Below are 17,508 nucleotides of genomic sequence, written 5' to 3' on the forward strand. Positions count from 1 at the left end.
TGAGCGGGATCCGGTGACGACGGGGCAGATCGACCGCCGCCGCGACCGCCGCCGCGACCGCCGCTGCGCCCGCCGCTGCGTCCGTCGGCGCGCTGGCGGGCCGTGCCCTGGGCGGTCCGCGGTCCGTCCGGACGGTCGTCGTCACGTGCCCGCGTCCGCCGGTACAGTGCTGGGGACCCGGGACGCGGTCCCGGCGCAACGTGAGAGGAACCCATGACGGCGATCGACGGATCGACGCGCCACGGGCGCGCACGGGACGACGTCAGCGGCGCGGTCGACAGCGACCTGCGCGCGGACGTCCGGTACCTCGGCAACCTGCTCGGGCGGGTGCTGCGGGAGACCGGGGGTGACGAGCTGCTGCACGACGTCGAGAGCCTGCGCGCCGCCGTCATCGACGCCTACGAGGGCTCCGACGCCGAGGGCGCCGCCCGTGCCGAGGCGATCGTGGCCGGCATGTCCGCCGAGCGGGCCGAGGCCGTCGCCCAGGCGTTCACGACGTACTTCCACCTGACGAACCTGGCCGAGGAGCACCACCGCGTGCGCGTCCTCCGTGCCCGGGGCGACGACGGCGGCCTGCCCGGCGACTCGTTCCCCGCGACGTACGCCTCGCTCGTCGAGCAGGTCGGCGCCGACGAGGCCGCCGCGCGCCTGGCCGACCTGCGGTTCCACCCGGTGCTCACCGCCCACCCGACCGAGGCCCGCCGTCGCGCGGTCACCACGGCCGTCCGGCGCATCACCGACCTCATCGACGAGCGCGACCGCTCCCGCAACGCCACCGCCCGCGCCGAGAACGAGCGGCGGCTGCTCGAGGAGATCACCACGCTCCTGCGCACCTCACCGCTGCGCACGACCCGGCCGACCCCGCTCGACGAGGTCCGCACTGCGATGAGCGTGTTCGACCAGACCCTGTTCGAGATCGTTCCGCAGGTCTACCGCCTGCTCGACGACCGGCTGCTCGGCGACGACGCCGGTCGGGTCCCGGTGACCGCACCGGCCTTCGTGCGCTTCGGCACCTGGATCGGCGGCGACCGCGACGGCAACCCGCACGTCACCGCCGGCGTCACCAAGCAGGCCGCCGACATCGCCGCCGAGCACATCCTGCTCGGCCTCTCCCGCGCAGCCACCCGCATCGGCTCGGCACTGACGCTCGACGCCGCCGAGACCCCCGCGGACGCCGGACTGCAGGCCCTCGTCGCAGCGCAGGAGCAGCTCGACCCGGGCATCGCCGAGCGGATCGGCGTCCGTGCCCCGAACGAGACGCACCGTCGCGCACTGCTCTTCGTCGCCGCCCGCATCCGCGCGACGCGCCGCGGCCAGGAGGGCCTGGCGTACGGCGACCCCGAGGAACTGCTCGCCGACCTCCGGGTGATCCAGGCGTCGCTCGTCGCCGCCGGTGCCGTCCGGACCGCGAACGGCGACCTGCAGAACCTCGTCTGGCAGGTCGAGACCTTCGGGTTCCACCTCGCCGAGCTCGAGGTCCGTCAGCACTCGCAGGTGCACCGGAACGCCCTGGCGGAGATCCGGGCCGGCGGCGAGCTGAGCGAGACCACGGAGGAGGTCCTCGCGGTGTTCCGCACCGTCGCGGACCTGCAGCAGCGCTACGGCGTCCGTGCCGCGCACCGCTACATCGTCTCCTTCACGCAGTCGGCCGCCGACCTGGCGAACGTGCACGAGCTCGCCCGTGCCGCCTGCGGTGACGCGGCCCCGGTGCTCGACGTCATCCCGTTGTTCGAGACGTTCGCCGACCTGCACGCGAGCCTCGACATCCTCGACGAGGCCGTGCGCACCGAGCCCTTCCAGCGGCGGCTCGCGGCGACCGGGCGTCGGCTCGAGGTCATGCTCGGCTACTCCGACTCGTCGAAGGACGTCGGCCCGGTCTCGGCGAACCTGGCGCTCTACGACGCACAGGCACGGATCGCCGACTGGGCGCGCGAGCAGGACGTCGAGCTGACGCTGTTCCACGGCCGCGGCGGATCGCTCGGCCGCGGTGGTGGCCCGGCGAACGAGGCGGTCCTCGCACAGCCGCCGGGGTCGATCGACGGGCGACTCAAGCTCACCGAGCAGGGCGAGGTCATCTTCGCCCAGTACGGCGACCAGGACATCGCGGCACGGCACCTCGAGCAGATGGCCTCGGCGACGCTGTTCGCGTCGTCGCCGTCGAACGAGGAGCGCACGGCCGTCGCGGCGACCCGCTTCGCCGACCTCGCGCAGCAGCTCGACGACGTCTCGCGCCGCGCGTTCTACGACCTGGTCAAGGCGGACGGCTTCGCGCCGTGGTTCGCCCGCGTCACCCCGATGGAGGAGATCGGACTCCTGCCGCTCGGCTCCCGCCCGGCCCGACGCGGCCTGAGCGTGGAGTCGCTCGAGGACCTCCGAGCGATCCCGTGGGTGTTCTCGTGGACGCAGGCACGCATCAACCTCGCCGGGTGGTACGGCCTCGGCTCCGCGCTCGAGGCCGTCGGCGACGTCGATGCCCTGCGCGCCGCGTACGCGGAGTGGCCGCTGTTCGGCGCGATGATCAAGAACGTCGAGATGTCGCTCGCGAAGACCGACGAGCAGATCGCCCGCCGCTACCTCGAGCTCGCCGACCGCGACGACCTGGCCGCCAAGGTGCTCGACGAGATGCTCCGCACCCGCGACTGGGTGCTGCGGGTCTCCGGCGGGAGCGACGTGCTCGAGGACCGTCCGGTGCTCGCGCGTGCCGTGCGGCTGCGCAGCCCGTACGTCGACGCGCTGTCGCACCTGCAGCTGCGCGCCCTGCGGGCGATCCGGACCTCCGGCAGCACCGACCCGACGGACGGCGACCACCGCCTGCTCCTGCTCACCGTCAACGGGGTCGCGGCCGGTCTGCAGAACACGGGCTGATCCGCCCACGACCGCGTCACGGACGGGAGGCGCGGTGCCGGCGGGCACCGCGCCTCCCGTCCGTCACGGGTCAGCGTGGTGCCCGACGGCCGTCGCGGATCGGTCCGCGCAGGCGTAGCGTGGCGTCGGTGACGACGGAGCGCGCGGGGACCGGACCGACGACCGCGACGACCCGGCTGCCGCCGATCGTCCCACTGGCACTGATCGTCGGCGTCTCGCCCTTCGCCACCGACATGTACATCCCGGCGCTCCCGACGATCGCCCGCGACCTCGACACCACGCCCGGGGTCGTGCAGCTGTCGCTCACGGCCTTCCTCGTCGCGTTCGCGGTCGGCCAGCTCCTCGCCGGGCCCGTGAGCGACGGCACCGGACGGCGACCGCTGCTCCTCGTCGGGACCGTCGGCTTCGCGCTGGCGTCCGTCGGCTGTGCGCTCGCACCGGACGCGGGCACCCTGGTGGCCGCCCGCGTGCTGCAGGGACTCGCCGGTGCGGCCGGAGCCGTCGCCGGTCGTGCGATGGTCTCCGACACGGCCTCGGGGCCACGGGCGGCGACGGTGTTCGGCACCCTGGCCGCGATCAACGCCGTCGGGCCGGTCGTCGCACCGCTGGCCGGCGGCGCCGTGCTCACCGTCGGGTCCTGGCGCCTGATGTTCGTCGTCCTCGCCGTGCTCGGGGTGGCGTTCGCCGTCACGGTCGTCCTGCGCTTCGGTGAGACCCTCCCGCCGGCCGCCCGGGGCGGGACCGGCTTCCGGGCGAACGGGCGTCGCATCCGGGACCTGCTCGCGATCGGGCGCTTCCGGGCCTACGTCCTGACCGGGGTGCTCTCGACTATCGGCTTCTTCGCCTACATCGCGACGAGCTCGTTCGTGTTCCAGCAGCAGTACGGCTTCTCGGAGCAGCGTTACACGCTCGTGTTCGCGACGAACGCCTCGGTGATGGTCGTCACGACGCTCGTGTTCCGCCGCGTCGTCGGCCGGTTCTCCGAGGACTCCCTGCTGACCGCGGGGCTCGCCACGGGGACCCTCGGCAGCGCGGTCGTCCTGGTCGCCGCCCTCGCCGGAGCGGGACCCGTGCCGGTCTGGTGCGGGCTCGCGGTGGTCACCGGGGCCTGGGGGTTCGTGCTGCCCGCGGCCATGACCCGGACGCAGCACGTCGGCGCTGCCCACCCGGGGACCGCGGCCGCACTGCAGGGCGGTCTCACCTTCGGACTCGGCGGGCTCGGGACGCCGCTCGCGGGTGCGCTCGGCGGGACCGCGACCGCGATGGGCGCCGTGATGGCGACGCTCATGGCGGCCGCCGTCGTCGTCCAGGTCCTCGCGACGCGGCGAGGCCGTACCGCCTGACGGCTCACACCCGGTAGGTTGCAGGGTGCACCCGCACCGAACCGAGGAGGCCCCTGCATGGACATCGTCGTACACGAGGCGACAGACGACACCGCCGTGCTGGAGTGCAGCGGACGACTCAACATGGTGAGCGCGGGAGCCTTCCGCGAGACCGTGGCGAAGGTCGTCGAGGGCGGACGCTCGCGTCTCGTCGTCGAGCTCTCCGGCGTCGAATTCATGGACTCGTCCGGACTGGGCGCCCTGGTCGGCTGCCTGAAGACCGCGCGCCAGGCCGGGGGAGACCTGCGGCTCGCCGCCCCCTCCGAGCAGGTGCAGATGGTGCTCAAGCTCTCCAACATCGACAAGATCCTGCGGACGTACCCGGACGGGGACGCCGCGGTGACGAACTGGGCATGACCGTGGCCACCGGCGAGCACGTCCTCGACCTCGCCTGCCCGCCCGACGACGTCACGGCGGTGCACACGTTCCTGTCCTCGGTGTGGGCACACGAGCCCGAGCTGTCCCTCGAGGACCGCATGGCGCTCGAACTCGCCCTCGTCGAGCTCGCCTCGAACGTCATCGAGCACGGAGCCGGCGGTCGTCCGGTGTCCTGCTCGCTCCGGATGGACGTCGGCCCGGACGAGGTCACGGTGTCGCTGTCCGACGACGGTGTGCCGGTCCTGGTCGACCCGTCGGCGGCGCACCTGCCGGACGCGCTGGCCGAGGGCGGCCGCGGGCTCGCGCTCGTGCAGATGGTCGTCGACGACCTGCGCTACGAGCGGGTCGACGACCGGAACCGATGGGTCGTCCGGCGCGGCCGCCGCTGACCGGCCGCCGCTGACCGGTCGCCGCTGACCGGTCTCCGCGTCCGGCCCGCGCATCATCCGTTTCCCGCACGGGAGGAGCCGGTCCGCGCACCCCGGGACGGTGCGCATGCGGGACCGGCGATGTCGTGTCACGCTCGGTCCGGTGACGACCGAGACGCGCGCTGACACCCGGATGCGCTACGAAGCCGTGGGGACCGACCTCGGCGCGGCGCTCCAGCTCTTCTCGGACGCGTACGACGGCGCGCACTTCGCTGCGCGCCACACCGCGCGGTCGTTCGGGTACCGCTTCAAGGCGGTCGGTGACGCGTCGATGTCGTTCCGGTCGACCCACTTCGACGCGCACGCGACGGGTGAGGCGTCCTCCGGCGACGACTACGCCGTCATGTGGGCGACCGACGGCGGAGGCACGGTCGACGTCGGTCGGGACGAGGCGTCCTTCGCTCCCGGGCACGCGCTCGTGTTCCCGGCAGGTCGGCCCTTCGTCTTCGAGGTCGAGGACGTCCGGCAGAACCTCGTGCACTTCGACCGGAGGTTCCTCGAGGGCATCGCGGCGGAGGAGCACGGCGGGCAGGCGGGCGCGATCGTCTTCGACCACACCGCGAGACCGCACGCCGAGGACCTGCGGGTGTGGAACGCACAGGTCCGACGGGCCGCGCAGGTCGTCCTCGGCCCCGCGGCTCCCTCACCGCTCGTCATGGCCGAGACCGCACGCGAGACCGCACTCGCGATGCTGCGGACCTTCCCGCACGAGCAGATCGCGCCCGAGGTCCCGATGCCGCAGGGTGCGACGAGCCGGGTCCGCGAAGCGGTCGAGTACATGCACGCCTACGCGCACACCCCGATCACGACCACCGACGTGGCCGAACACGTCGGACTCAGCGTCCGCGGGCTGCAGCAGGCGTTCCAGCGGCAGGTCGGGACCGCCCCGAACGCCATGCTCCGTGGCATCCGGATGGACCGCGTGCGCGAGGAGCTCCACCGGGGCACCCCGGGGGAGCTCACGGTCGCCGCGGTCGCGGTCCGGTGGGGCTTCGCGCACCTCGGTCGGTTCTCGGCTGCCTACTCGGCGCGGTTCGGCGAGTACCCGCGCGACACCCTGCACAGCTGACGGCCGTCGCCGCCAGGGCTGCCCGCTCCGCTGCCCGGATGCCCGCTACGCTGCCCGGATGGAGGAGCAGCTGCGCCCGGCGGACCGGCACCCCTGGGTCGTCGTCCCGGGCATCTGGGGGTCTGACCCCGAGCACTGGCAGTCCCGCTGGCAGGACGAGCGCGCCGACGGTGCGGTACGCATCGCACCGAGGTCCTGGTCGGACCCGGAGCCCGGCGACTGGAGCCGGGCGATCACCGAGGCCGTCGACGCCTGCTCCCGGCCGCCGGTGCTCGTCGCGCACAGCCTGGGCGTCCTGGCGGTGGCCGACTGGTTGGCAGAGCACGTCGTCGACGGCGCTCACGAGCGGGTCGTCGGCGCGTTCCTGGTGGCACCCCCGGACCCCGGGGCGCCGGTGTTCCCCGCCGAGGCTGCCGGCTTCCGCGCTCCGCGCCGACCCGTCGCGGTACCGACCGTGCTCGTGGTCAGCGACGACGACCCGTACTGCTCCGTCGACCGAGCCGTCGCGTTCGCCGGCACGCTCGGGTCCCGGGTGGTCCGGGTGGGGGACCGGCAGCACGTGAACGTCGCGAGCGGTGTCGGTGCCTGGGACGAGGGTCGGCGCCTGCTCGACGACTTCGCGGAGTCGCTCCCGAGGCCCTGACACGCCGCTCATCTCCGACCCGGTACGTCACGTCCGAGAGTGCGGGATGCGCGACACACCGCGGATCTCCCCGCATCCGGCGCACGTGATATCTATCCTGCGTCACATGGAGACCCAGCCCGGTGCGCGCACCCCCCTCGTCGACCCGTTCGGTCGCGAGCTCGAGGAGTGGCTCCGAGACGTCCCGGCCACCCGTACGCCGTACCTGGCGGACCTCGTGGTGCCGCCGGTCACGGGTCCGGTGCAGCGCCCGGTGACCACGGACGCCGTCGCCGAGCCCGCCGTGCCCGTCGGCCCTGGTGCGGCTGCTGCCGAGCCCGAGCCCGAGCCCGGGTCGGCGTCGGACGAACCCGCACCCGCGCTCGTACCCGCCGCTGCCGCGCCCGCCGCCGAGCACTCGGAGCCCACCGCCTTCCGTCGTCGAGACCGTGCACGGCACGTCGCGGCCTGCGCCCCGTCGTTCCCCGAGCCGCCCGCCCGGATCGCCCTGCGCATCGAGGACCTGGCGGTCGAGGTCTCCGCCACGAGCGGCCGCACCACGATCGACCGCATCGTGCTGCTCGAGGACGAGGTCCGCCGCCGCGACGAGGACCTCGCGCGCCTCGCCGCCTGGGAGGCCACCGTCGCCCACCTCGACGACGCCGAGGTCGACGCCGCGCGTGCGTTCGCCCGCGCCGTCTTCGCGGACCTGCTCGCCGACGCAGCGGACGAGGTCGCGCGCCGTGATCGTGCCGCCGCCCGACGCGCCGCCACAGCACCGGTGCCGACGCCGGTGCGTGCAGCAGCCGCCCCGCGCGCCGCCGCACCCCGGACCGACGTCGCGACCCCGACGCGACCCGTCCAGCGGGCCACGACCGCACCGACCACGACCGGGGTCCTCGCGACCACGGGCTCGGGTGCCGTCGACGCTGCGGCGACCACCCCGGGCCGCGAGCTGCCGGTCCGGCCGGTGCTGGGCCTCCCGGTCGGCTCGCCCCTGTCGGCCGCGACCCGGCCCGCTCCGCTCGTCCAGCCGGCCACCGGGCCCACCGTCATCGACCGGGCTGCCTTCGCGGCCGCGCTGACCGCGCACACCGGTGCGACGGCGAGCACGCCGGTCGTGCTGCCCGAGGCGGTGGCCCTGCCCGCGAGCGAGACCACGGCGAGCCACGACGACGAGCACGCGCCGACGACGGACAGCACCGGACCCGGCTGGTGGGCGCGCCTCGTGGCACGTCTGCGGTCCCTGTTCGGCCGCCGCTGAGCGATCCGGACCCCGCCTGCGGCTCGGTAGACTGACGGGATGCCGACGCTCCGCGAACTCCAGGCCGTGATCGAGGACCTGTGGCCCTCCGCCGGCGCCGAGTCCTGGGATGCCGTGGGGCTCGTCTCCGGGCACCCGGACCAGCCGGTCGAGCACGTCCACCTCGCCGTCGACGCCGTGCCGGCCACGGCGGACGAGGCGGTCGCCGTGGGTGCCGACCTGCTCCTCACCCACCACCCGCTCCTGCTCCGCGGCGTCACCACGATCGACGAGACGACCGCCAAGGGACGGGTCCTCGCGACACTCGTGCGGGGCGGGACCGCCCTGCTGGCCGCGCACACGAACGCCGACGTCGTGACGACCGGTACCTCGGCCGTGCTCGCGGACCGGCTGGGCCTCTCCGAGCAGCGGCCGCTCGAGCCGGGCGCCGATCCCGGCACCGGCACCGGCATCGGTCGTGTCGGGGTCCTGCCGCACGGGACCACCCTGGGCGCGCTCGCCCGGCAGCTCGTCGACCTCCTGCCGCCGACGGCGACCGGGGTCCGGGTCTCGGGCGACTTCGACCGGCCCGTCCGCACGGTCGCGCTGTGCGCCGGGGCCGGCGACGCCTACCTCGGCAACGCCGCGGTCCGCACCGCCGACGTCTACGTCACGAGCGACCTCCGGCACCACCCCGCCTCGGAGTTCCGCGAGCAGGCCCTGCTCGTCGACGGCCCGGCGCTGGTGGACACCTCGCACTGGGCGACCGAGTGGCTCTGGCTCGACGTCGCCGCCGAGCAGCTCCGACGACTCGCCGGCGTCCGCGTGACCGTCAGCGACCTGCGCACCGACCCCTGGGACTTCGCCGTCCTGCCCGCGGCCGAGCCGACACCCGGACCGATCGCTGCGGACGGCTCCGGCTCGACCGGCACCGCCGCTCCCACCCCCGCCCCCGAAGGAGACCGACCGTGAAGGCAGCACCCGAGGACCAGGTCGTCCTCCTCGACCTCCAGCGCCTCGACAACGACGTGACCCGTCTGTCGCACCGCATCACCGCCCTGCAGAAGGGCGACCGTCTCACGGAGCTCGGCACGACCGCCGCCTCGTTGCGCGCCGAACTCGCCGCCGCGACCGGCCAGGTCGAGGACGCCGAACGGGAACGCACACGCCTCGAGTCGGACACCGCGACGGCGCAGGCCCGCATCGAGCGCGACACGACGATGCTGCAGAACGTCTCCAGCGCGAAGGACGCCGCCGGGCTCGAGAGCGAGATGGAGTCCCTCCGTCGCCGCATCGGCGACCTGGAGACCGCCGAGCTCGAGGTGATGGAGCAGCTCGACGTGCACCGCGCTCGCGTCGGGGACATCGAGGCGAAGCTCGCCGGGGTCGAGGCGGACCGTGCCACGCTGGTCGCGGAACGTGACTCCGAGATCGCCCGTGCCGAGGCCGACCGCGAGTCGGCGGTCCAGAGCCGTGCGGCCGTCGCCACGAAGGTGCCCGCGGACCTGCTGGCGCTGTACGACCGGCAGCGTGCCCGCTACGGCTTCGGTGCGTCGCTGCTGCAGGGCGGGGTCTCGACCGCCTCGGGCGTGACCCTCACGAACTCGGACCTGCAGGACATCCGTCGGGCCGCGCCCGACGACGTCGTGCTCTGCCCCGACAGCGACGCGATCCTGGTGCGCACGGCCGAGTCCGGCCTGTAGACGCGGGACCACCGGACGGGAGGCTCGTGGCGACACCGCCACGAGCCTCCCGTCCGTCGTCGGTGGGGACGCGCGGGGCGCGCTCGTGGTGTCGTGTGTGCGAACGGGCCGGCCGTACGCCGGGTTCTGTCCCGCTCTCGCGGTGACGGCCATCTCTCTCGGACCGACGTTGCCGCCGGCCTCCAGCGGTCCACCCGAGGACTCAGCGAGCAGCCTCGTCGTCCTCTGTCTGACCTTGCTCCGGGCGAGGTTTACCGAGCGGATCCGGTCACCCGGACCCCTGGTGGTCTCTTACACCACCGTTTCACCCTTACCGACGTCGCCGCCGGCGGTCTGCTTTCTGTGGCACTGTCTCGCGGATTGCTCCGGGTGGGTGTTACCCACCGCCCTGCTCTGTGGAGCCCGGACGTTCCTCGGCACTCCCGGGGGAGTGACGCGACCGTCTCACCGACCCGTTCGCACCCCCGAGTCTACCGCTGCCGACCCCCGTCCCGCGCCCGCCTGCTGCCGACGGTCCCGGCGTCCGGCCTCCTCGTGCCCCGCCGTCGTTCGCCGAGCGGGCCAGATCTGTCACGCTCGACGCTGACACCCGACCGATCGCACCCGTTCGTCGGAGCACGCGCGGCATGTCCTGCCCGCTCGCCGGACAGCCGGAGCCGGCCGCCGGCGGACGGGCAGGAGCAGCGCTGTCGGCAGCGCCGCCTACTTGCTACGCGCCGCCAGGGTCGCTGCCCCGATGATGCCGGCGTTGTTCCGGAGGGTCGCGGGGATGATGTCCGCCTGCAGGTCGAGCAGCGGCAGGAACTCCTCGTGGTGCTTCGACACGCCGCCGCCGACGACGAAGAGCTCGGGGGAGAGCAGGGCCTCGAGCGTCGAGTAGTACTTCTGCAGGCGCTTCGCCCAGTGCTTCCAGGACAGCTCGTCCCGCTCCTTGGCCGCGAACGAGGCCTTCGTCTCGGCGTCGTGCCCGTCGATCTCCAGGTGGCCGAGCTCGGAGTTGACGATGAGCACGCCGTCGTTGATCAGCGCCGTGCCGATCCCGGTGCCCAGGGTCGTGACGACCACGAGCCCGTCCTTGCCCTTCGCGGCGCCGAACTGCTGCTCGGCGAACCCGGCGGCGTCGGCGTCGTTGACGAAGTGGATGGAGCGACCGAGCTCCTTCTCGAAGAGCGCCTCGGCCTCGAAGCCGATCCACTTCTTCGACACGTTCGCAGCCGACATGGTCTTGCCGTCACGGACGATCGCGGGGAAGCAGACCCCGACGGGCACGTCCGCCGCCGGAGCGAGTTCGTCGAGGATCGACTTCGCGACCGCGACGATGTCGTGCGGCTTGCCGCCCTCGGGGGTGGCCTTCTTGATCCGGTCGGTCGTGAGCTCGCCGGTGGCGACGTCGACGATCGCGCCCTTGATGCCCGTACCGCCGATGTCGACGCCGACTGCGAGGGAGGTCATGAGAAGCGGTGCCTTTCGAGAGTGTCCGTCAGGAGACGGTGAGGAGTTCCGCGCCGCGCTCGGTGACGACGAGGGTGTGTTCGAACTGTGCGGTCCAGGACTTGTCGCGGGTGCTGACGGTCCAGTCGTCCGACCAGATGTCGGCCTCGATGCCGCCGAGCGTGAGCATGGGCTCGATGGTGAACACCATGCCCGGCTCCATGACGTCGTCGAAGCGCGGCGCGTCGTAGTGGGGGATGATCAGCCCGGAGTGGAAGGCACGACCGACGCCGTGACCGGTGTAGTCACGGACGACGCCGTAGCCGAAGCGCTTCGCGTAGGCCTCGATCGCTCGTCCGATGACGTTGACCTGCCGTCCGGGGGCCACGGCCTTGATCCCGCGCTCGAGCGCGGTGCGGGTGCGGTCGACCAGGTCCTGCACCTCCTGCGACGCCTGCCCGACGACGAACGTGCGGTTCGTGTCGCCGTGCATGCCGTCCTTGTAGGCGGTGATGTCGATGTTGACCAGGTCACCCTCCTGCAGCACGGTGTCGTCCGGGATGCCGTGGCAGATGACCTCGTTCAGGCTCGAGCAGAGCGACTTGGGGTACCCGCGGTAGCCGAGCGTGGAGGGGTAGGCCCCGTGGGACACGACGAACTCGTGGCCGATCCGGTCGAGCTCGTCGGTGGTGACCCCGGGGCGGATGGCGTCCCCGACGGCGTCGATGGCCTGCGAGGCGATGCGTCCCGCGGCCCGGATCAGCTCGACCTCGTCCGGCGTGTACGTGTCACCGAGTCCGTGCTCGTGGGGCTCGACGCGCCCGACGTACTCGGGACGCTCGATGTCCTTCGGCACGGGGCGCTGGGGGGAGATCCGGCCGGCGGTCAGGTGTCCGTGTTCGTCCCGGGGCATGCCGACCACTCTAACCGGGTGCGGCAGGCCGCCGTCCCGCCGCACGCCGGCGCCGAGACGACTGCGGCCGCGCGAGACGCCCCGCACGTGCGCGAGACGCGGCACGTGCGTGACACGCCTCGCCGGTGCCGAGCCGCCCTCGCCGGTGCCGAGACGCCGCGCCGACCGACACGTGCGCGAGACACCGGCGTCGGTGCGAGACGCCCCGTCCGTGCCGAGACGCCGCGAGATCCGGCGGCGTCTCGCGGTGCCGAGGGCGTCCGGCGGTGACGCCGGCGTCTCGCGGCGCCGCGCGGGGCACCGGCGACGCCCCGGCTCGAACCCGCCCTCAGGACCGCCCGCCCAGCGCCCCGCGCCCGACGCGACGGCCTGGAGGAGCGGTGCCGGCCCGCCGGACCGGCACCGAGCCTCCAGGCCGGTCGCCGCCACCGCCCGGCCGGGCCCCGCGACCGTCCCCGGTCCGCGACCCCGCGAGTCTCGAGCTGAGCGACCGATCGCGCGCCCCGGTGCGCGAAGACTGTCGCGCAGCCCGAGACTCGGCTGCGCACCCGCCGCGCGCCGCGCGCGAGCGCGGTCCGACCCCGCACCCGTCGCGCGCGGGCACCGCCCGACCGCCGTGGGTACGGTGGCGCCATGAGCGACGAACGCATCGAGTCCCAGTGGTGGTTCAACGAGAAGACGCACGAGGTGGAGCAGGGCCCGCAGTCGCCGCAGCGCGACCGCATCGGCCCGTTCGACACCCGCGAGGACGCGCAACACGCCCTGGACCGCATCAAGGCGAACAACGAGCGCTGGGACGACGCGGACCAATAGGCTGGGAGCCCCAGCAGCACCACGGAAAGGGCGTCCATGGACAAGCAGACGGACTTCGTGCTCCGCACCATCGAGGAGCGGGGCATCAAGTTCATCCGACTCTGGTTCACCGACGTCATCGGCACGCTGAAGTCCGTCGCGATCGCCCCGGCCGAGGTCGAGGGGGCCTTCGCGGAGGGCATCGGGTTCGACGGCTCCGCGATCGAGGGCCTCACGCGCTCCTACGAGGCCGACGTCCTGGCGCACCCGGACCCCTCGACGTTCCAGATCCTGCCCTGGCGGGGCGAGGTCGACCCGACGGCGCGGATGTTCTGCGACATCACGACGCCCGACGGCCAGCCCGCCGTCGCCGACCCTCGCAACGTGCTGAAGCGGACGCTGGCGAAGGCGAGCGACCGTGGGTTCACCTTCTACACGCACCCCGAGATCGAGTTCTACCTGCTGAAGAGCCGCGACTGGGCGGACGGCGGCCCGCAGCCCGTCGACCAGGCCGGCTACTTCGACAACGTCCCCGGCGGCAGCGCCCACGACTTCCGCCGCCGCTCGGTGCGCATGCTCGAGGACCTCGGCATCTCGGTGGAGTTCTCCCACCACGAGGCGGGCCCCGGGCAGAACGAGATCGACCTCCGCTACGCCGACGCGCTGACGATGGCGGACAACATCATGACCTTCCGCACGGTGGTGAAGGAGGTCGCGATCGAGCAGGGCGTCTACGCGACCTTCATGCCGAAGCCGCTGTCGGGGCAGCCCGGCTCCGGCATGCACACGCACGTCTCGCTCTTCGAGGGCGACCAGAACGCCTTCTACGAGGCCGGCGGCGAGTACCAGCTGTCGCAGACCGCGAAGCACTTCATCGCCGGTGTGCTGCGGCACGCGCCGGAGATCACCGCCGTGACGAACCAGTTCGTCAACTCGTACAAGCGCCTGTGGGGCGGTGACGAGGCCCCGTCCTTCGTGACCTGGGGCCACAACAACCGTTCGGCCCTGGTCCGCGTGCCGCTGTACAAGCCGAACAAGGGCCAGTCCGCCCGCGTCGAGTACCGCGGCATCGACTCCGCCGCGAACCCGTACCTGGCGTACTCGCTGCTCCTCGCGGCGGGCCTCAAGGGCATCGACGAGGGCTACGAGCTCCCGCCGGAGGCCGAGGACAACGTCTGGAGCCTGTCCGACGCCGAGCGCAAGGCCCTCGGCTACAAGCAGCTCCCGGCCAGCCTCGACCACGCGCTCGGTCTGATGGAGGACTCGGAGCTCGTCGCCGAGACCCTGGGCGAGCAGGTCTTCAACTTCGTGCTGCTCAACAAGCGGCAGGAGTGGAAGGCCTACCGCGACCAGGTCACGCCGTTCGAGCTCCGCACGAACCTCGGCGCGCTCTAGCAGCCGCCCGGTGCGCCACCCATGACCGGTCGGACGAAGACGTCCCGTTCCGAGATGGCCCGCCTGGGCTTCGCGGAGCTGTCGGAGAGCCTGGAGCGGATCGCCGGCCTGGAGGCCCGGTTCGGCCCCGACCTACGGGTGCCGGTCGCCGACGCCCCGGCCCTGTGGGAGTCCACGGCCGATCCCGACGGTGCGCTCCGGCTGCTCGAGCGGCTCCTCGAGCGTGCGCCGGACGAGCTGCGGCCGGTCCTGGCTGACCGGGCGGCCACCGAGCGGCTCGTCCGGTTGCTCGGTGCGTCGACGGGGCTCGGGGAGTTCCTCCACCGTCGTCCGGCGGAGATCGCGCTGCTGCTCGAGCCGGTCACCCCGCCGTGGTCGCAGGAGGCGTACACGGAGTCGCTGGCCGACGCGGTCGCGGACGCCACCGGTGAGGACGCCCGCCTCCGGCTGCGGGTGCGCTACCGGCGGCACCTGGCGCAGATCGCCCTGTTCGACGTGCTGCACCCCGCCCCGACCGAGGCGTTCCCGGCGGTCGCCGCGGGGCTCGCCGACCTGGCCGCCGCGGCGCTCGAGGCGGCGGTCGCCGTCGCCCGGCGCGAGGTCCCGTTCCCCGCCGCCGACGTCGAGGCGACCCCGCTCGCCGTGATCGGCATGGGGAAGGCCGGCGCACGCGAGCTCAACTACGTCAGCGACGTCGACGTCATCTTCGTCACCGAGTCGACCCGTGACGACGAGGCCGGCTCCGGCGTCGGAACCGACCGCGCCGTCCTCATCGCGACGCGGCTGGCGATCGCGGCGACGCACGCCATCACCGACCTCGCGGCCGAACCGGCACTGTGGGAGGTCGACGCCAACCTGCGGCCGGAGGGCAAGGACGGCGCGCTCGTCCGGACGCTCGACTCGCACGTGGCGTACTACGAGCGCTGGGCGAAGGGGTGGGAGTTCCAGGCGCTGCTCAAGGCGCGGCCGATCGCCGGCAGTCGGGACCTGGGGGAGCGCTACGCCGCAGCGGTCGCCCCGTTCGTCTGGAGTTCCGCCGGCCGGCCCGGGTTCGTCGAGTCGGTGCAGCGGATGCGGGAACGCGTCACCGAGCACATCCCGGACGACGAGGTCGACCGGCAGATCAAGCTCGGGCCGGGCGGGCTGCGCGACGTCGAGTTCACCGTGCAGCTCCTGCAGCTCGTGCACGGCCGCGACGACGACACCGTGCGGGTCCGCTCGACGCTCGAGGCGATGGACGCCCTGGCCGCCGCCGGGTACGTGGGCCGACCCGAGGCCGCACGCTTCGGCCCCGACTACGCCCTGCTGCGCCTCCTCGAGCACCGCATCCAGCTCCGACGACTGCAGCGCACGCACCTCATGCCCTCCGACGAGGACGAGCTCCGGGTGCTCGCACGCTCGACCGGGCTCGCGACCTCGGCGGCGGCGCTGGAGCAGCGGTGGCGCGGCGTGAAGCTCGAGGTCCGCGGGCTCCACGAGCGGCTCTTCTACCGACCGCTGCTCTCGGCGGTGGCCGCGACCGACGGTGACATCGTCCTGACGAACGACCAGGCGGCCGACCGCCTCGGCGCGATCGGCTTCGCGGACCCCTCGGGCGCGCTCGGCCACATCCGCGCGCTCACGCAGGGCACGAGCCGGCGGGCCGCGATACAGCGCAACCTGCTCCCCGTGCTCCTGCGGTGGATGGCCGAGGGGCCGGCTCCGGACCGGGCGCTCCTGGCGTTCCGGCGCCTCAGCGACACGCTGGGGGAGTCGAGCTGGTTCCTCCGCATGCTCCGCGACTCGTCGGGCGCCGCGCACTCCCTGACGACCGTGCTGTCCGAGTCGGCGTTCCTCGCCGGGTTGCTCGAGCGCTTCCCCGAAGCGGTCGCGTGGCTCGACGAACCGGAGACGCTCCTCCGGCCCCGACCGCTGGCGTCCCTGCTCGCCGAACACGCCGCGACGACCGCCCGACACGGTGACGACGTCGACGGTGCCGCCGCCCTCGTCCGGTCCGCCCGACGTCGCGAGACGCTCCGGCTCGGCATGGCCGCAGTGCTGGGCCACCTCGACGTGGACGCACTCGGTCCGGCGCTGTCCGACGTCTCCGAGGCGACCCTGACCGGAGCGCTCACCCTCGCGCGGCGGGACGCTCCCGAGGGCCTCGCGTTCGGCATCGTCGCGATGGGACGCTTCGGTGGCCGGGAGCTCGGCTTCGGGTCCGACGCCGACGTGCTCTACGTGTACCGGGCGCCGGAGGGCCTCGAGTCGGAGCAGGCCTCGCGGGCGGCGCAGCGCATCGTCCGTGAGCTGTCGCGGCTGACCGACGACGCCATCCACCCGTTCGAGCTCGACATCGACCTGCGTCCGGAGGGGAAGAACGGACCGGTGGTGCGGACGCTCGAATCGTACGGCGCGTACTACGCCCGGTGGTCGTTGACGTGGGAGGCGCAGGCGCTCCTCCGGGCCCGTGGTGCCGTCGGCGACGACGGACTCCTGCGGGACTTCGAGCACCTGGCGGACCGGACCCGGTACCCGGAGCACATCGACGAGCAGGCGGTCCGCGAGGTCCGGCGCATCAAGGCCCGCGTCGAGTCCGAGCGGCTGCCACGCGGAGCCGACCCAGCGCGGCACCTGAAGCTCGGCCGCGGGTCCCTCAGCGACGTGGAGTGGTTCGTGCAGCTGCTGCAGCTGCAGCACGCGACGACGGTGCCCGGGCTCCGGACCACCTCGACGCTCGAGGCGCTCGACGCCGCCACCGCCGCCGGACTCGTCGCGGCGGAGGACGCCGACCGCCTCGGCGCCGCCTGGCGCTTCGCGTCCCGCACCCGGAGCGCCCTCGTGCTCTGGTCCGGGAAGACGACCGACGTGCTGCCCGTCGACCGGGTGCAGCTCGAGGGCATCGCGCGCCTGATGGAGTACCCGCCCGGATCGGCGTCCCGGCTCGAGGACGACTACCTCGGCGTCACACGGCGCGCTCGCCAGGTCTTCGAGCGGGAGTTCTACGGCGCCTGAGGGTGGGGCGACACGCCCGGACCGACGTCCGCGGGGGAACGTGACACGTCGTCGTCGATGAATTCCTGATGTCGTCCGCCGTCCCCCGACGGCTGCCGCGCTGTACCCCGACCGGCACGGGCCCACCCGTCGTGACCGGACCGTGATCGGGGGCTGCGGACCGGGGCAGCAGCGGCCCCGACCAGGCACCCCCCGGACGGGGGTACGTGCCCTCCGACCTGGGGTTTCCTACACTGAGTAGCCCCGCCTCCCGGGCCGTCATCGGCTGCTGTTGCGCTCCGGACGGCGGTGGA

14 protein-coding genes and 1 other RNA gene are annotated in these 17,508 nt (G+C 73.5%); 12 read left to right on the plus strand and 3 right to left on the minus strand.

Features of this window, described 5'->3' with window-relative positions; all coding sequences use genetic code 11:
* The first annotated feature begins 213 nt into the window (after positions 1–213).
* From PIJ49_RS10225 to PIJ49_RS10265, 9 genes are all read left to right on the plus strand, one after another.
* Positions 214–2,865: a phosphoenolpyruvate carboxylase gene (locus tag PIJ49_RS10225; RefSeq protein ID WP_271826532.1), complete on the plus strand. Its 2,652-nt coding sequence runs from the start codon at positions 214–216 to the stop codon at positions 2,863–2,865.
* 128 nt (positions 2,866–2,993) lie between these two features.
* A complete protein-coding gene (locus PIJ49_RS10230) occupies positions 2,994–4,208 on the plus strand; it encodes a multidrug effflux MFS transporter (RefSeq protein WP_251154982.1) in 1,215 nt (404 codons plus the stop codon).
* Positions 4,209–4,265: 57 nt separating this feature from the next.
* Positions 4,266–4,604, plus strand: a complete 339-nt coding sequence (locus PIJ49_RS10235; protein WP_066654011.1) for an STAS domain-containing protein — start codon at positions 4,266–4,268, stop codon at positions 4,602–4,604.
* Complete coding sequence (locus tag PIJ49_RS10240) at positions 4,601–5,014, plus strand: ATP-binding protein (protein WP_066654013.1); 414 nt, start codon at positions 4,601–4,603, stop codon at positions 5,012–5,014. The genes PIJ49_RS10235 and PIJ49_RS10240 overlap by 4 nt, the downstream gene beginning before the upstream one ends.
* Positions 5,015–5,156: 142 nt before the next feature.
* Positions 5,157–6,122: a helix-turn-helix transcriptional regulator gene (locus PIJ49_RS10245; RefSeq protein ID WP_209682893.1), complete on the plus strand. Its 966-nt coding sequence runs from the start codon at positions 5,157–5,159 to the stop codon at positions 6,120–6,122.
* A gap of 58 nt (positions 6,123–6,180) precedes the next feature.
* Complete coding sequence (locus PIJ49_RS10250; RefSeq protein WP_251154983.1) at positions 6,181–6,765, plus strand: RBBP9/YdeN family alpha/beta hydrolase; 585 nt, start codon at positions 6,181–6,183, stop codon at positions 6,763–6,765.
* Positions 6,766–6,871: 106 nt separating this feature from the next.
* On the plus strand, positions 6,872–8,008 hold the full coding sequence (locus tag PIJ49_RS10255) for a hypothetical protein (RefSeq protein WP_271826534.1): 1,137 nt from the start codon (positions 6,872–6,874) through the stop codon (positions 8,006–8,008).
* A gap of 39 nt (positions 8,009–8,047) precedes the next feature.
* Positions 8,048–8,959: a Nif3-like dinuclear metal center hexameric protein gene (locus PIJ49_RS10260; RefSeq protein WP_271826535.1), complete on the plus strand. Its 912-nt coding sequence runs from the start codon at positions 8,048–8,050 to the stop codon at positions 8,957–8,959.
* A complete protein-coding gene (locus PIJ49_RS10265; protein WP_066654022.1) occupies positions 8,956–9,690 on the plus strand; it encodes a zinc ribbon domain-containing protein in 735 nt (244 codons plus the stop codon). Before PIJ49_RS10260 ends, PIJ49_RS10265 begins: the two co-directional genes overlap by 4 nt.
* A 100-nt stretch (positions 9,691–9,790) precedes the next feature.
* On the opposite strand, the gene rnpB is transcribed toward PIJ49_RS10265, so the two are convergent.
* The 3 genes from rnpB to map form a co-directional block, all read right to left on the minus strand.
* Positions 9,791–10,145, minus strand: an RNA gene (rnpB, locus tag PIJ49_RS10270) — RNase P RNA component class A.
* Positions 10,146–10,392: 247 nt separating this feature from the next.
* A complete protein-coding gene (gene ppgK / locus PIJ49_RS10275; RefSeq protein WP_066654024.1) occupies positions 10,393–11,142 on the minus strand; it encodes a polyphosphate--glucose phosphotransferase in 750 nt (249 codons plus the stop codon).
* Positions 11,143–11,170: 28 nt separating this feature from the next.
* Positions 11,171–12,034, minus strand: coding sequence for a type I methionyl aminopeptidase (map, locus tag PIJ49_RS10280; protein ID WP_066658125.1), 864 nt, complete (start codon positions 12,032–12,034; stop codon positions 11,171–11,173).
* Between the two features lie 633 nt (positions 12,035–12,667).
* On the opposite strand from map, the gene PIJ49_RS10285 reads away from it, so the two are divergent.
* From PIJ49_RS10285 to PIJ49_RS10295, 3 genes are read left to right on the plus strand one after another with little or no spacing between them, the layout of a single operon-like run.
* Positions 12,668–12,847 carry an SPOR domain-containing protein gene (locus tag PIJ49_RS10285; RefSeq protein ID WP_066654026.1) on the plus strand — a complete coding sequence of 60 codons (180 nt, stop codon included), beginning with the start codon at positions 12,668–12,670 and terminating at the stop codon, positions 12,845–12,847.
* A gap of 36 nt (positions 12,848–12,883) precedes the next feature.
* Positions 12,884–14,221, plus strand: a complete 1,338-nt coding sequence (gene glnA / locus PIJ49_RS10290) for a type I glutamate--ammonia ligase (RefSeq protein WP_066654028.1) — start codon at positions 12,884–12,886, stop codon at positions 14,219–14,221.
* Between the two features lie 21 nt (positions 14,222–14,242).
* Complete coding sequence (locus PIJ49_RS10295; RefSeq protein ID WP_271826536.1) at positions 14,243–17,215, plus strand: bifunctional [glutamine synthetase] adenylyltransferase/[glutamine synthetase]-adenylyl-L-tyrosine phosphorylase; 2,973 nt, start codon at positions 14,243–14,245, stop codon at positions 17,213–17,215.
* The last annotated feature ends 293 nt before the right edge of the window (positions 17,216–17,508 follow it).

Source organism: Curtobacterium uvaldense, assembly GCF_028307415.1.
Lineage (GTDB): Bacteria > Actinomycetota > Actinomycetes > Actinomycetales > Microbacteriaceae > Curtobacterium.